Consider the following 14847-nt stretch of genomic DNA (forward strand, 5'->3'; position numbering starts at 1 on the left):
ATCATCTCAGGACGCCTTCGCCTCGCGATACAGAACGCGGACTTCAAGTTCGGCCCGAGGTGGAGCAGCCTGGGGGCGCAGGCGCAGCGAGTCAACGATCATCAACTGCGGCGACTGACTGATCTCGGACAGGAAGCCCGTCAGAGCCACGCGATTGCTCATGTCGACATTCAGGCGGACGCGCAAGGGGCGGGCGCCACCGCCCGTCGGCTTGCCGTCCCCGGCGGCGATGCTCAGTTCGCGAATCGTCACGCCCGCCTTGGCCGCCATTTCGCGCAATCGGTCCTGGAGCGCGGCCTCGGCCTGGCCCTGACTGGCGGCGGTCCAAAGCAGCGCTCGTGCGCTTTCAAGCTGCAGGCGCGCATCCTGTGCACGCTGTGGCCAGCCTGATTCGGACCGCAAAGAACTCAGCCTCTGCACCTGCGCTTGTGCTTCATCGCTTTGCACACGCCATGCCGCTGCCTGATCCTGCGCTAGCAACGAAAGCCAGATCCAGAGCGTTGCAAGGATCAACCGACCGCCCCACCGCAGACGCGCATTGCCTACCCACTCGCGGAGCGCCTGAAGCCAGGCTTCGCCCAACTTGGCTTGCAGGTTCTTTGCTATGTCGACGTTCACGGCTTCGTCCCCGCATTGCCGGGCGGTCCAGGCGGCAAACCTTCCTCGCTCAGGCGCTGCAACCCAGCATCGGCATTGCTACGTTGAGGCGGCGACACGGCAGACAGCTTCATCTGCAGGTCCAAGCCGCCGCGAGGTTGCCCATCCCGTGCCTCGGAGACTTGAGTAAACCACCCCCCCGCCTCCAGTCCCGCAATGACCTTGCTGCGCGATACGTCAGCGGGCAGGTCGACCAGGACACGCACTTCCATGCCTTGGATGTCCGCTTCACGGACCAGACCCGTGCTGGGCAGCAGTCGAAGCAACTCCTCGAGCACTTCGAGAGGGCGCGGCGCCTGCAAATGCGCGATCAGTGCTGCACCCTCGTCTGCCGCGGCCAAGGCCTTGTCGCGTGCAGCCAGCACAGGGGCAACGCCGACTTTGATCTCGGCGAGCGCTACCTGCGCCTGCCGACGTGAGTCGAAGCTCTCCCAAAGCGCTCGCGCTGACATCGCGCCGAAGCCGATCAGCACCAGGGCCAAGATACCGGCCAGCCATTGCTCGCTGCCTTGCCCGCCCCGGCCGAGCTGATCGGCCGGAACAGGCAAGCGTCCAGGTTTTTGCCATGCGGGCGACTCGATCTCCGGGGCGGTACCGTCCGCCGCACCGGGCCAACCGGCCTGCCGTAAGAACAACGACCATTCTTGCGAGGACGGTCGAGTCGCCCACCACCGGGTGGTCCGCAAAATGCCTGCCTTCCAGGCCTGCCCCTCGAATCCGTCGAGCGCTCGCAACAGCCGCACCCCATGCGAGAACGGCTCTCGCGCCAGCGTTTCGGGCAACCAGACCGGACTCTTCACGCCGACCTGCTCAAGGCGCAGTCTCTCGATGGCAAATGCCTGCGCAACAGGCCCCTGCCAGCTGACCAGGTAGTGCGCATCCGGCAGCGGCTCCCAAGCGGCGATCTGCGCACGCAACGCCCCAAGTCGGTCCGCTTCGGGGAGCGCCGAAAGATCGAACGCGCGGTGACGGGCCACTGCGCGCGAGATCAAGGTGAGCCCTCGCGCTTGCGAGCCCTGCGCGCCCAACTCCAGCCGGTCACAAAGAAGGCGGGGCAGACGGAGCGGGTCGAGCGAGGTCTTTGCTCGCGTCAGGAAACTTGGCGGCTTGATGGGCATCAGGAGCGGCGAATCGATCCGACCGGCGGATTTCTTGAATCAGCCAGGGCGCATAGGCCCCTGTCGGCAGAATCGACAGAGTGTATTCGACCGCCATCGGCAGCCCCGGGGCCCACAACTGCATGCGCACTTCGTTGCTGGCGTGGAAGAGCACACTGTCATCTAGCGAAAAAGCGATGCCCGTCGCAGCAATCGCGGCCGTCGCATCAACAAAGGGTGACGTCTTTCTCAATCGGTCAAAGAGAATCCATTGATCGGGCGACACCTTTGGCCAAAGGGTGCGAAGCAATTCCAATGGCGCGGTATTTGGATTGAACAAATCATTTCTTGTTAGGCTTGTCCACGGCAGTATTTGCTGACGCAACGGAGCATTTGCGGCCCAAACTGGCATCAATGCGGTTTCATCGACGGAAAGTATCCAGTCGTTCCGCGGCATCGCGAGGCCGGCCGAGGCGTAGTCGCGCGTCTCGGCACCGTTGAGGCGCTTTAACGAGTCGGTGTCGGTGTAGTCGAGCAGTACGTCAATCATCGCGCTCGCTTGATCTAGGGAAGCACCCGCGCCTATCAGTGCTGAAAGCCACCGCTGGCGTTGAGGCACATTCAAAGAAAGCAGCCCGCGGGCGTCCTGTACTCGGATCCAGGCGCCGTTGCGCATCTCGTAGCTTCGGTTGTCTAGCACCAGCGGCTGCTCATCAGCAAAACCTGACGACGCGAGACCGATTGGCCGCGTGCTCAGCCAGAACAAGGCGCGGGCCTTCCCACTTTCGACCAGCAGTCGGGCCTGCGCCAGGTTTTGCATCGCCAAGGCCTGTTCTCGCAGCGCATCCAAGCGCAACGCGAACCGCGCGGCAACAAAAGCCACCAGCGCAAGAGACGCGACAACGAAGATGAGGACGTAACCGCCCTGGCGAACGGAGGCTCCCGAGGCTCTCATCAAGGAAGCTTCTCTATCTCAACCCGCTTGCCCAAGCTCTGCGCCGACGCTTGCATGGCTGCGACAACGAGCGCAGAGTCAGCGGCACAGTGCACTGCAATAGCTTTCGGTAGAAGCGGTGTATTGGGGAGCTGAGACGACGACCATTCACGCATCCACGCGCCACTCTGGTCCATATAGCTGAAGTGCCCCGTATCTCCGCTCCAGCGAGCCAGGACGGCGGTCTGTACGCGCTTTTCCGCCGAGCCCACCTCCATGACGAGCTCCGTCTGATTGGTGGACGCGTTATAGGTCATCACGAGGGCGAACGGCATCGGCCCAGCCGGCTCGACCAGCGGCAAAAGGCTACTGACGCCCTGCAGCCTGCGAGGGCCGCCTCGCGCTTCGTCGGGCGTGCCTGGTATGCCAGCCCGCAAACCTTCGAGGGACTGCTGCAGCCAGAGTTCATGCAGACTCTCCATCCGAGCCTCCAACTGCCCGGTGCCCAGCCGCCGTTCGATCTGCCCTAACTGAAAGAGTCCTTCGGACATTAGCGTTGCCACCATGGTCGCGATGACCAAGGTGATCAGCATCTCCAGGAGCGTCAATCCACGCTGCCCCCAACATTCGGTCACGGCATGTCTTCCCGTCGCCTCGGCTGAACAGCCAGCGCGTTCAGCCCGGGCTGCTCGATACTGAATTCGACACGCGTGGCCGTCGACTCCTCCGTGCCCACGACATCAAGCCGGTACAAACCGACCTCCCAGATCGGGCTCTTGCTTCCGGCGAACGGCAGGCTGTAGCGCATTGGTTCGATGAGTTCCGATGTCCAACGAATGCGCACCGCACCAACACGCCTCTCACCCTTGGGCTCAACAAACGGGTTGATGTTGGTCACCAGTCCCACTGCCTTCAGTTGTAGCGCTGCGCGGGCCTGCGCGTCCTCAATACGCCTGACGTCCCCCAGGCTTTGGCCAATCCAGGCGAACAAGGCCAACCCGGCGCTGGCGAGGATGACCAGTGCGACGATCGCCTCCAGCAGACCGAAGCCGCGTCCGTGCGATTTCATACCCGGCGGCTTCAGTCCTGCACGTCGCCAGTGACCGCCATGACGCGCCAGACTTCCGGCGGTGCACCAGGCCTGCCGAATCGAATCTCAGTTGGGCTTGCAGCGCCCGTAGGTCCATAGCGCAATGGCGTTGATAGATGAATCACCACGTCGGCGGGAATCTCCGGTACGAGTGCTCTCACCGAAGGCGCGTCCAGCTGCAAGGCCCGTCCTTCATGGAAAGCCCGCAGGGGCAGACCCAGCAACTGTGCGCGCAGGTCGCCCTGCCATGCACGCTGCCGGGCGGCGTCCAGCCACCGCGCCCCCGCAGGCGCGACGAGCCCGGCAGCCAGGGCTAGCAAGACAAGGACTACAAGAATCTCCAGCAAGGTAAAGCCGCGAAACGCGTGCGCCTCACTGGGCTGGAGACGGTTGCTCACTGTACAGCCGGAAGCACGCCCACGTCAGCTGCGTCACCCGTACCGCCGCGCTTGCTGTCGCCGCCGAGCGAAAACAACGCAAAGGGCTGACCGTCAGTGCCGGGAAGGGCATATTGATAAGGCTGGCCCCAAGGATCCTCGGGTAGCGCTCCGTCAAGATACGGCCCGCGCCAGCGGCTGGCCAACGTCGGCTCGGCCGGAGGCTTCGTTAGCAACGCAAGCCCCTCTTCGGGCAGCGGATACCGCCCGATGTCGAGACGCAGGCTTTCCACTGCACCCCGGAGCATCTTGGCCTGCGTAATCGCCGCAGTGACCTTCGATTGATCGACCTTGCTGAACAAGCGAGGCCCAACCAGCCCGGCCAGCAAGCCAATAATCACAAGCACAACGAGCATCTCAAGCAGGGTGAAGCCGGCGGATACGGCCAGTCGTTGAAGTAGCCCACCCTTGAACATTCGGGTCATCTGGAAATCCATGAACGCTGAAGCGGTCGAATTTTAGTTGGGGACTTTCAAAGCGAACCTGCGGTGCACAAACAAAAAGGGCGCCCGAAGGCGCCCTTGACCACTGTCAAATGATCAGTTTGTGCCCGGACGCAGCAGCGGGTAGGACGAAGTGTCAGTCACAACGCCGGTCGTCGGATCATAAGTGTACGAGTTGTACACGCCCGAAATCTTGTTGTTCGGGGCAGCGATGATGAACTTGAGGGCGAAGCGAGTCTTCGCGGCGCTCAACGACGGGCAGACCGTCTTTGCGTCGATGAACAACTGCTTGCCAGCCTTGAGCATAAAGTCGGTGGTGCCGGCGGTGCACGTCACACCGTCTTCGGTGATTGCCGAAGCCACCACAGAAGCATCGGCCGAGTGCTGGCTCGTCAACACGGCACGGTTGCCATTAGTAGTCGGGCCGTAAATCGACGCAAACGGGGCTTGCAGTTCCGTACCGTCGCGGTCGATGGTACCGATCGTGGCAGCAGCGATGTCGGCAGTGGTCGCAGCTGTTGCAGCGGTCACGTCAAGCATTGCAGTCACCGACTGGGCCGTAACTGCGGTGTTACCGGTCACGACATAGCACAGGGCACGCGTTGTGTCAGCCTGGCCAGTCACGGGCAACGTGAACGATGCCGTTGTCTTGCCAGCATTCAGAGTCTGGGCGGTGAAATTGGTCGCGCAGTCGTCAGTAGACGTGCTCAACGAGCCAGCAGCGCCGAAATCGCCGACGAACGTGACCTTGGTAGTTGCCTGGACCAAATCTTCAAGCTGCACTTGCGTGCCGGCCGTGTTCAACACACCAGTCACCACACCATAGGTGAACGAACCGATACGGGCGGTCAGGACGTCAGCGGTCGCGGGGGTCGCGCCGGTGGTGGTGCCAGCGGTGAACTTCTTGAACGACTGCTCAACGGACGCCGTCGTGTTATTGGTCGTCAGCGTGAACTTGATACCCGTCGCAAACTTCAACAGGTCGCCAAAGTTCCTGTACAACCAGGTCGAGGTGGCGTTAGCCACTGCAGCCACGGCAGTCTCGTACAACGAATACGTCGCGACGACGTTCGCAGCATTGCCGTTAGTCACATGGAGCGCGGGCAACGTGATCGTCACAGCATCGCTTTGAGCATGGCCTGCGGGGGCTGCAGTGACCTGGTAAATCACGTAACCGTCGCCAATTGCACCGCCCTGGACGACGATGCTGTTCGCAAACGCAAGCGTGCCGTTGACTACGTCGCCACCTGCTGCTGCAGCTGCCAGCTTAGCGCCGCCGAGGTCAACACGAATATAGCGGTCTTGACCACCACTGACGCCAAAGCCCAGCTTGGTCGTGATGGTCTGGCCGGCAGCGATTGCGACACCGGGAGCCACCGAGCTGTAGTTCAACTCCTTGGCAAACGTACCGGTCGTCACGGCCGTGTCAAGGTTGACCGAGGCAAACGCTCCGCCGCCAACCAGCGCACCGATCGCCAGAGCGGTCGCCTTAAACACAAATTTTTTCATTCGGTGAACTCCACAAGGGTTATGGAAAGAGATCGATGATTCGCGAATCACACGCGTTTACAACACGCCGCGGCATTCTAGACCCCGTTTTCAAGCGGTTGTCAATCAAACGCCCCATCTCGGGGAAAACACGTGATCTTACGAGAGCCTGCGGCCGGTCAGCTTTAGCCGTACAGCAGTCAAACGATGGTAGCGGTTGCGTTTCATATCGACCACGTCGTCGCAAAGTCTTTCGTTGCCAGAGCGAGACATTCAACACGTAAACGTCCTACGCGCTGGGCCTGAGCCAACGAAGCGCCGGGCTAAACAGCCCTGGATGAGCTGGCTGAGCCGGCTGTGTACTCCACACCGAGCAAGGACCAAAGAACTCGCCTGATTTCGCCGTCCCTCTGTGGTGAATTTTCACCTTGCAAATTTCGCAACCAGTCAGCGACTAGCGCATGGCGTGACCCATCGTCTAGCCGCGCGATGAGCAGCCGCTCCACAGAGGTAGGAATCACTGCGTCGGCATCGGCGAGAAGCTCTTCATGGAGTTTTTCCCCAGGGCGCAGGCCAACATAGCTTAGTTGGATGTCATTCTCATCATGGCCTGACATTCTTATCAGGTCCTTGGCCAGATCGGAAATGCGCACGGGTTCGCCCATGTCGAGAACGAAGACTTGCCCACCTTCGCCCAGCGCCGCAGCCTGAACGACCAGCCGCGCGGCCTCAGGGATGGTCATGAAATAACGCGTGATGTCTGGGTGCGTGACCGTGACCGGACCGCCCCGGGCGATCTGCTCCTTAAATTTTGGAATTACGCTCCCGCTGGAACCAAGCACGTTGCCGAAACGCACGGCCATGAACCGCGTGGCGTGCCCCTGCGCTGCCATGTGGCTGATGACCAGTTCGGCAGCGCGTTTGGTGGCACCCATAACATTGGTCGGATTGACGGCCTTGTCGGTGCTGATCAGTACGAACCGCTCTGCACAAGCCTGGGCAGCGGCGACGCAGACGTTGTAGGTACCCAACACGTTGTTGCGAAGGCAGGCCGCCGCGTTGCCCACCTCCATCAGTGGCACGTGTTTGTAGGCGGCAGCGTGGAAGACCACCTGGGGGCTATGTGCGCCGAAGGTTGCGTGCAGGTGGTTCAGATCCTTCACGTCGCCGATCAGGCGCACCAGGGACAGTTGGGGGAAGTGTTCGCTCAATTCCTGTTCGATTTGGTAGAGCGCGATTTCGCTTAGCTCGTACAACACGAGTTGCTGAGGTCCATAGCGAGCCACCTGCCGACAAAGCTCGCTACCGATGCTGCCGCCCGCCCCCGTGACCAGCACGACCTTGCCGCTGAGCGCCTCACTAATGCCAGCCTCGTCTAACTGCACCGGGGGACGGCCGAGCAAGTCCTCCGGCTCGACGTCGCGCACCTCGTTAACCCGCCGGCCAGCCAGCAATTCGCTGCTGCTGGGCACGGTCAGCACCGGCAGGCCGATAGCGCCGGCCAGGTCGAATGCGCGGCGGCGCTGCTGGACCGTGGAGGCGGGCATGGCCACGATCAGGTGGGTGACACCATGCAACTCGGCGAGCCGCCCCAGCTGCGCCAGCTCGCCCAGCACCGGCAGCCCCGCCACTCGCCCGCCGTGCTTGGCCGGGTCGTCGTCCAGAAAACCGACCACGACCCAGCCCTGGCTGTGCTGGATGCCCGCCACCAGCAGCCTACCCGCGTCGCCGGCGCCCATCACCAGTGCGCGCCGTTGTTGCTGCGCAGTGCCGCTGATCTGCCCGCGCATGTGCTCGTAGAGCATGCGGTACACCATGCGCATCATGGCCATCAGCATCAACGTGAACAGGGGATGCAGCGCGAGCACGGCGCGAGGGATTTCGCGCAAATGTCCCATAAGCACCGCCGTCGCTGCGATCAGGCCGGCCAGCAGGCATGCCACGGCCAGACGCTTGACCTCGCCGAAGCCGGAGAAACGCCACATGCCCTTGGGCACGCGCAGCACCCCCAGCACCAACGCGTAGATCGCAAGCAGGCCGAGCAGCACCCAGGCGTCGTAGCCCGGGCGCGCAGTGAACCAGCGCTCAAAGCCGAGGCGGAACAGGTAGGTCGCCTGCCAGCCGATGGCGACAATGAGGACATCCAGCAACAAGGCCAACGCCTCGCGATGCGGGCGCAGTCGCATGAGCAGGGTCTCGAGCAGTTGCCAAGTCATCGGAAGTGGATTGTCAGCGGTGCGCTAGGCGGGCCAGCGTCGCGACGATCAGGCGCAGGTCGGTCGCCAAGTTGGCGGTCGCCGTGTAATCGGCGGAGATCCGCAGCTTGGCAGGCAGCACGACCTCGCAATATTCGCGCTCGGGGTCGGCGGCCTTGGCCAGCAACTCGGCCTCGTGGCTGAAAGCCAGCGACGCCGGGTCGGTGATGCCCGGGCGTACAGACAGCACGCGCTCGCGCAGGTCGGCCGGATAGAGCGCCACATACTGCGGCAGCTCCGGCCTCGGGCCCACGAGGCTCATGGCGCCGCGCAGCACGTCCCAGAGCTGCGGCAGCTCGTCGAGCTTGGTCTGGCGCAGCCAGTGCCCCGAACGCGTGATGCGCGGGTCGGCCCCGACCGTGATGACCGGCCCGGGCTCGACGCGCATGGTGCGGAACTTGTGGATGGTGAAGGGCTGGCCGAAGCGGCCCACACGCAGCTGGCGGAACAGCGCCGGGCCGGGCGAGTCCAGCTTGACCCAGAGGGCGGCCAGGACCAGCAGCGGACCGAGGACCAGCAGCCCCAGGCCCGAGCAGATCACGTCGAAAAGGCGTTTGCCCACCTCATTCAAGCCAGCAGCCCGCGCACCGCAGCAATGACACGGTCCACATCCGCATCGCCCATCGCCGTGTACAGCGGCAGGCTGACCATGCGCTCGTAGGCCTTTTGCGAATGCAGGAACTGCGACGGCGTCAGGCCGTAGCGGTCGCGCCAGTAGGGATGCAAATGCAGCGGCACGTAATGCACGCTGCAGCCGATGCCGGCGGCGTACATCCCTTCGATGAAGGCGTCGCGCGTGATGCCGGCATCGTCGGCCAGGCGCACGACGTAGAGATGCCAGGCATGCGTGTCGCCCGCGGGCGCGCTCGGCGGCAGGATCAGCGGCAGGTCGGCGAAGGCCTCGTTGAACCGCGCGGCGATCTGCTCGCGGCGGACCTGGAAGCCCGGCAGGCGCTTGAGCTGGTGCAGACCAAGCGCCGCGGCGATGTCGGTCAGGTTGTACTTGAAGCCGGGCGCGACGATCTCGTAGTACCAGCTCGGCACCTTGGCCGTGAAGCGGTCGAAGGCGTCGCGGCTCATGCCGTGCAGGCGCATGACGCGCGCGCGCTTGGCCAGCTCGGCGTTGCGCGTGACCAGCATGCCGCCCTCGCCCGTCGTCATGGTCTTGTTGGCGTAGAAGCTGAAGACGGTGGCGTCGCTGCCCAGCGTGCCGATCAGTTCCTTCTCTAGCGTCGTGGGCAGGGCATGGGCGGCGTCTTCAATGACGCGCAGGCCGTGGCGGCGGGCGATGTCGAGGATGGCCAGCATGTCCACCGCCAGGCCGGCGTAGTGCACCGGCAGGATGGCGCGGGTCTTGGGCGTGATCGCGGCCTCGATCGCGGCGATGTCGATGTTCAGCGTCGCTGGGTCGATGTCGACCAGCTTCACGTCCGCGCCCAGGTAGCGCACCACTTCAGCGGTGGCGGTGAAGGTGTGGGTCGTCGTGATCACCTCGTCACCCGGGCCGAGGCCGATGGCTTCAAGGGCCAGGTGCAGGCCGGCGGTGGCCGAGTTGACGGCGATGCATTCGATCTGGGGTTCACCCAGGAACTCGGCGAAGGCCTGCTCGAAGCGCTTGGCCTTGGGGCCAGTGGTGATCCAGCCGGATTTCAGCGTGTCGACCACCTCGGCGATCTCGTCGTCGCCAATGTCGGGCAGGGCAAAGGGAAGGAAGGGCTGGGTCATGGGGCGGATTTTCGGCGATCAGCGCTTCTCGATCAGCACAAGGCGGTGGGTGCGCAGCCAGGGGGCGAGGTTGAAGAGCCCGTAGGCCGCGGGCAGCGCCCGGGCCAGCGGTGGTGCCAGCGTGACGCGGCGGGCGGTGAAACGGCCGGGTTCGCACCCAGGAAAGAGCTCGCGCACCCGCCTGAGCGGCACGCCGCGCACGTCGGGGTTGCGCGGGTTGTTGATGGTGAAGTCGTACCAGACGATGGCACCGCCCGGCTTGAGCCAGCGCCACATCGCATCGGCCACGCGCTGCTGCAAAGCGTCGTCGAGGATGGAGGAGAAGACGGTGGACTGCAGCACCAGGTCCTGGCTGGCGGGTGCGATGTCGGCGGAGGACGCATCACCCGCGATCAGGCGCACGCCCTCGGGCAGGGATGCCCGGGCAGCGGCCAGGCGCTCGGGCAGCAGCTCGATGCCGCTCAGATGCGCCGGCAGCAGGCCCAGGCGCAGCAGGTCCAGCAGGTTGCCGCCGGCACCGCAGCCCACTTCGGTGGCGCACCATTCGGCCGGCTGGCCGGGGCGTTTCGCCAGCAGCTTCAGCAGCTCGCGCTGGCGCTCCTGCCACATCTGCCAGACCTCGGGGCGCAGCAGGCTGTAGCGGTCCGCGCCGTCGCCCTGTCCGGCGCGGCGGGCGTAGCGCTGGGCGATCTCGTCCAGCTCGCTCATGACAGGGCCTGGATGAAACGGGCGGCGAGCACGGGATAGGCGTGATGCGCCATCGCAAACGCGCGCCCCCGGGCGCCCATGGCCGCGCGCTCAGCGGGCGTCAACGCGGCGAGCTTCAGCAGCCCTTGGGCCACAGCCTCGGCGTCCTCCGGCGCGACGGTCAAGCCGGCGCCTGCTTCGGCCACTGGGTCATTTCCCGCCTCGACCGAATGCAGCACAGCCCGGCCGGCCATCAGGTAGTCGATGAGCTTGTTGGGCGCGATGCCGAAGCGGTAGATCGGCGTGCGCTGCCAGCCGATGTAGGCAATGTCGAAGCGGCTGAGCAGCGTGGGAATCTGGGCCTTGGGAATGGGGGCGAAGAAGCGCAGGTTCTTCAAGCCTTCGGCTTCGGCACGTTCGGCCAGGCGGGCGGCCTCGTGACCGCTGCCGACCAGCACGAAGCTCAGCGGCGCCTCCCTCAAGCGCGAGGCCGCGTCGAGCAGCACATCCAACGCATTTGGCAAGCCCATGGACCCGGCATAGCCGACGATGACACGGCCAGCAGCGCGCTCGGCGTCCAGATGCGCAGCCAGCGCTGCGCCCAGCGGCGCCGACTCGCCCTGCCATTCCTCGGGCGCGAAGCCGTTGGGCACGATGTGCAGCTTGGCCAGATCCAGGCCCCTGGCGGCCATGTGCTCGTTAACGCAGGGCAGCATCGACACGACGACATTGGCATCACGATAGGCGTCGGCCTCGGCCTTGCCGCACAGCAGCGCGAAGGGGTGGCGCGGCGACATGCCCGACAGCTCGATGAGCGACAGCGGCCAGAGGTCGTGCACCTCGTAGACCAGTTTGGCCTTCGCGAGCTTGGCCAGCTTGCGGGCCACCCAGACATCCATCGGATAGGTGCTGGATGCGATGACCGCATCGGGCCGGAACTCACGCGTCAGCCGCCAGGCGTCGGCACGCAGCTGGCGCAGAAAGGACAGGATGTTGCGCAGACGGCCGACGCCATTGCCGGCGTAGTGCGGCGTGGGCAGCCAGCGGTAGCAGATGCCGTCGATGAGCTCCTCGCGCGGCTCGCCGCCGACCTCGGGCTGCACGGCGCGCACATGCGAGTGGCTGGCCGCGACGATGGTGACCTCATGCCCGGCCCTGACCCACTCGCGGGCCAGGTAGTAGGGCCGGAATTCCATGCCATGCGCGGGTGAGCCGGCGTAGTGGTTGATGAGGAGGAGCCTCACGGCGACAGCTCGCGCAGGCGGGTCAGGAAGCGCTGCACATGCGGCTCGAAAGGGTCGCCCGCTGGAAGGGCCATCACCTGGGCAGCGCCATGCTCGCGCATCAACGTTGCGGTGTCGTGCTCCTCCGCAGTGGCAAGGGCGGCATTGCGCAACGACTTGCGAGCGAGCCAACGCCAGCTACCGCCGCGGCCAAGCATGCGCGCCAGTTCACCACGGCTATCTGAGCACGCAATGCGCGCGCGCAGCCGCCAACCAAGGCACGAAGCCCACGCTAGGCTGCCGTGCAGCGCCACATCGTGTGCATGCAGCCAGTCGGCATCGGTGCTGGCCAGCCAGGAGCCCACACGTGGCATGCTGCGCATGAGGGCCATGACGTCACCGGCAGGAAGGTTCAGGGCGAGGCGGTCGGCCTCGGGCAGTAGCATTTCCCAGCCGGGCGGGAACCCACGCGAGGAGACGGCGGCCAGGCGCACGCGAGGCGCCAGCTGTTGCGCCCACTGCAGCAGCTGTGGCTGCTCGGCGTCGCCGATCATCACCAGCTTCATTGAGCCAAAGCCTTTCGCAATATCTGCTCAATCCGGCTGGCCGCCTGACCGTCGCCATAGGGTGAGACGCCGCGCGCCATGGCCGCATGGGCGGCCGCATCGTCCAGCAACGACAGGGTGCTTTGCACGATGGTGTCGAAATCGTGTCCCACCAATCGCACGACGCCAGCGGCCACCGCCTCAGGGCGCTCCGTTTCGCGACGCAACACCAGCACTGGTTTGGCCAGTGCAGGGGCTTCCTCCTGCACGCCGCCCGAGTCGGACAGTATGAGATGGGACTGCCTCATGGCCGCCACGAAAGCGAGGTAGTCCAGCGGCTCGCAGAGAGTCACATTGGGCAGCCCTTCCAATAACGGACGCACGATGCCACGCACATTCGGGTTCGGGTGCCAAGGGAAAAGGAAATCAGTCTCTGGTCGTAATGACGCAAGCTGCGCAATCGCCCGACAAATCTCGGCCAGCGGGGCGCCGAAGTTCTCACGCCGATGCGCTGTCACCAATATGAGCCGGCGCCCCGGTCGCGCGAACAGGTGTGCGCGATCCGCCCGTTCGGCGACCGAGTGCAGCGCGTCGATCACGGTGTTGCCGGTGACATGAATCCGATCCGCCGGGATGCGTTCGGCCAGCAGGTTTTCGCGGGCCGACTCTGTTGGCGAAAAATGCCAGCGCGTCAGCAGGCCCGCCACCACCCGGTTCATCTCTTCCGGGAATGGGTTGTCGAGGTCATGCGTTCTCAGCCCTGCCTCAATGTGAGCAAACGGAAGGCGGCGGTAGAACGCCGCCATCGCAGCGCAGAGCACCGAAGTGGTGTCCCCCTGAGCGATAAGCACATCAGGCCGCCAGTGCTCAATGGCGCCATCTAGTGCGCAAAGCAACCGTGCCGAGAGCGCGGCCAGGCTTTGGTTGGGCGCCATAACCTGAAGGTCGGCATCGGGCACCAGGCCAAACACTTGCAAAACTTGGTCGAGCAATTCGCGGTGCTGGCCGGTAGCCAGCACGGTGCAATCACACCAGCCACTGGCCTGCAAGGCAGTGATAACTGGCGCCATCTTGATGGCCTCAGGCCGTGTACCGACGACTGTGAGGATGCGTTTACGCCTCATGACTCCCCCGATGGACTGCCCGCCAAGTCGCCGGCAAACGCCAGTTCCTGTGTCGCCAAGCGAGCGCCCAGGTACCGGTGGCGCACCGGTGCGCCAGCAGGCAGTGCAGGGGGCGGCTGGCGCAACATGCCGAGGTCGGCAGCACCTGCCGGTATCAGTCGCACGTTGTCGAACTCGCCAAGCATCTGTCGTGTCACAGCAAGGTCAGACGTGAAGAGCGGGATGCCGTAGGTCGCCATCTCGCAAGCCATCACGCCCTGGGAGTCCAGGCGCGTCGGCAGCACGCACGCGCGGTAGCGATCAAGCAGCGCCGGAATCTCGGCCTGTGGGATGAAACGCTGGAAGACCGTCATATTGCTGGGTGCGGGGTGGACTTCAAAATAGCGCCCCCTGCCGAACACATGGAAGCTCAGTTCCGGGCAGGCGTTCGCCCAGGCCACCACTTCATCGATGGCGTACTTGGGATTGTCGAAAGGGCGGATACAGACGAAATCCGCATCGGGAATTGGCCGCGGCTGGTAATTGCGCTCGATGAAGGCCGGATTGACGGCATTGGGGATGATGCGCGTGGCTAACATCGGCGCGCGGGTCAGCCAAGCGCTGGCCCGCAGGGCCTCGCGGCGCATCCATTCGCTAACGAACACCAGCCCCAGATGCCCCCCCGTTGCCAGCCGGCGCTGGCAGAACCGTCGGAAGGCCCAAAGCTTGATCGGGTCGTAGGCCGCGCGCAGTTTGCGCGTCAGAGCTTCGCCCAGATTGCGGTCGAACGCATAAGGCTGCGGGTAATGCTCGCGCGTGAGCAGCACCTCATGACCGTGTAGGAAGAACACAAGCGGCCACGGTGGCAAGGCGCGCAGCAGACGCAAATGATTGCGCAGGTTGGGGGCGTGCGAGAACACCACATCGAACCGGTGGGGGTTGCGGCACATCACGTGCACCTCGTCCGCGGTGCGAACATCCACACCCTCGAATGCGTAGCCCGTCGCCGCACTGAACGACAGCACAGTCACCTCGTGGCCTTGGCGCACATATTCCAAGGACCGCGAGTGAACGAACCCCATCGCATAGACATGCGTTGGCGACGGGTAGGCCTCTGACAGCACCAGGATCCTCATGTAGCTCGTCCGGCCCGCTGCGCCCGC

At 64.4% G+C, this 14847-nt stretch carries 16 protein-coding genes; all 16 read right to left on the bottom strand.

All coding sequences use genetic code 11. The annotated features are described in order from the left end of the window. Positions 1-6: 6 nt before the first annotated feature. On the bottom strand, positions 7-618 hold the full coding sequence (locus ACT6S0_RS00945) for a GspMb/PilO family protein (RefSeq protein WP_444762041.1): 612 nt from the start codon (positions 616-618) through the stop codon (positions 7-9). Next, positions 615-1775, bottom strand: coding sequence for a hypothetical protein (locus ACT6S0_RS00950; protein ID WP_444762042.1), 1161 nt, complete (start codon positions 1773-1775; stop codon positions 615-617). Before ACT6S0_RS00950 ends, ACT6S0_RS00945 begins: the two co-directional genes overlap by 4 nt. After that, positions 1696-2709: a general secretion pathway protein GspK gene (locus tag ACT6S0_RS00955; RefSeq protein WP_444762043.1), complete on the bottom strand. Its 1014-nt coding sequence runs from the start codon at positions 2707-2709 to the stop codon at positions 1696-1698. Before ACT6S0_RS00955 ends, ACT6S0_RS00950 begins: the two co-directional genes overlap by 80 nt. Then, the gene (locus tag ACT6S0_RS00960) at positions 2709-3323 is read right to left on the bottom strand and encodes a PulJ/GspJ family protein (RefSeq protein ID WP_444762044.1); all 615 of its coding nucleotides are present in this window, start codon (positions 3321-3323) and stop codon (positions 2709-2711) included. The genes ACT6S0_RS00955 and ACT6S0_RS00960 overlap by 1 nt, the downstream gene beginning before the upstream one ends. After that, positions 3320-3757, bottom strand: coding sequence for a type II secretion system protein (locus ACT6S0_RS00965; RefSeq protein WP_444762045.1), 438 nt, complete (start codon positions 3755-3757; stop codon positions 3320-3322). Before ACT6S0_RS00965 ends, ACT6S0_RS00960 begins: the two co-directional genes overlap by 4 nt. 11 nt (positions 3758-3768) lie before the next feature. Beyond that, on the bottom strand, positions 3769-4176 hold the full coding sequence (locus ACT6S0_RS00970) for a prepilin-type N-terminal cleavage/methylation domain-containing protein (RefSeq protein ID WP_444762046.1): 408 nt from the start codon (positions 4174-4176) through the stop codon (positions 3769-3771). Then, positions 4173-4652, bottom strand: coding sequence for a type II secretion system major pseudopilin GspG (gene gspG / locus ACT6S0_RS00975; RefSeq protein ID WP_444762047.1), 480 nt, complete (start codon positions 4650-4652; stop codon positions 4173-4175). Before gspG ends, ACT6S0_RS00970 begins: the two co-directional genes overlap by 4 nt. Positions 4653-4754: 102 nt before the next feature. Beyond that, entirely contained in the window at positions 4755-6167 is a 1413-nt protein-coding gene (locus tag ACT6S0_RS00980; RefSeq protein WP_444762048.1) for a hypothetical protein, read from the bottom strand. 302 nt (positions 6168-6469) lie between these two features. Further along, positions 6470-8362, bottom strand: coding sequence for a polysaccharide biosynthesis protein (locus ACT6S0_RS00985; protein ID WP_444762049.1), 1893 nt, complete (start codon positions 8360-8362; stop codon positions 6470-6472). A gap of 13 nt (positions 8363-8375) precedes the next feature. Continuing rightward, on the bottom strand, positions 8376-8963 hold the full coding sequence (locus tag ACT6S0_RS00990) for a sugar transferase (RefSeq protein WP_444762050.1): 588 nt from the start codon (positions 8961-8963) through the stop codon (positions 8376-8378). Positions 8964-8968: 5 nt separating this feature from the next. Next, complete coding sequence (locus tag ACT6S0_RS00995) at positions 8969-10126, bottom strand: DegT/DnrJ/EryC1/StrS family aminotransferase (RefSeq protein ID WP_444762051.1); 1158 nt, start codon at positions 10124-10126, stop codon at positions 8969-8971. A gap of 18 nt (positions 10127-10144) precedes the next feature. After that, complete coding sequence (locus tag ACT6S0_RS01000; protein WP_444762052.1) at positions 10145-10834, bottom strand: class I SAM-dependent methyltransferase; 690 nt, start codon at positions 10832-10834, stop codon at positions 10145-10147. Next, a complete protein-coding gene (locus tag ACT6S0_RS01005) occupies positions 10831-12057 on the bottom strand; it encodes a glycosyltransferase family 4 protein (RefSeq protein ID WP_444762053.1) in 1227 nt (408 codons plus the stop codon). Before ACT6S0_RS01005 ends, ACT6S0_RS01000 begins: the two co-directional genes overlap by 4 nt. Next, positions 12054-12602, bottom strand: coding sequence for a hypothetical protein (locus ACT6S0_RS01010; protein ID WP_444762054.1), 549 nt, complete (start codon positions 12600-12602; stop codon positions 12054-12056). The genes ACT6S0_RS01005 and ACT6S0_RS01010 overlap by 4 nt, the downstream gene beginning before the upstream one ends. After that, entirely contained in the window at positions 12599-13705 is a 1107-nt protein-coding gene (gene wecB, locus ACT6S0_RS01015; RefSeq protein WP_444762055.1) for a non-hydrolyzing UDP-N-acetylglucosamine 2-epimerase, read from the bottom strand. The genes ACT6S0_RS01010 and wecB overlap by 4 nt, the downstream gene beginning before the upstream one ends. Next, positions 13702-14820: a glycosyltransferase family 4 protein gene (locus tag ACT6S0_RS01020; protein WP_444762056.1), complete on the bottom strand. Its 1119-nt coding sequence runs from the start codon at positions 14818-14820 to the stop codon at positions 13702-13704. The genes wecB and ACT6S0_RS01020 overlap by 4 nt, the downstream gene beginning before the upstream one ends. Between the last annotated feature and the right edge of the window lie 27 nt (positions 14821-14847).

The organism is Roseateles sp. (genome assembly GCF_052436255.1).
Classification (GTDB): Bacteria; Pseudomonadota; Gammaproteobacteria; order Burkholderiales; family Burkholderiaceae_C; genus Pelomonas.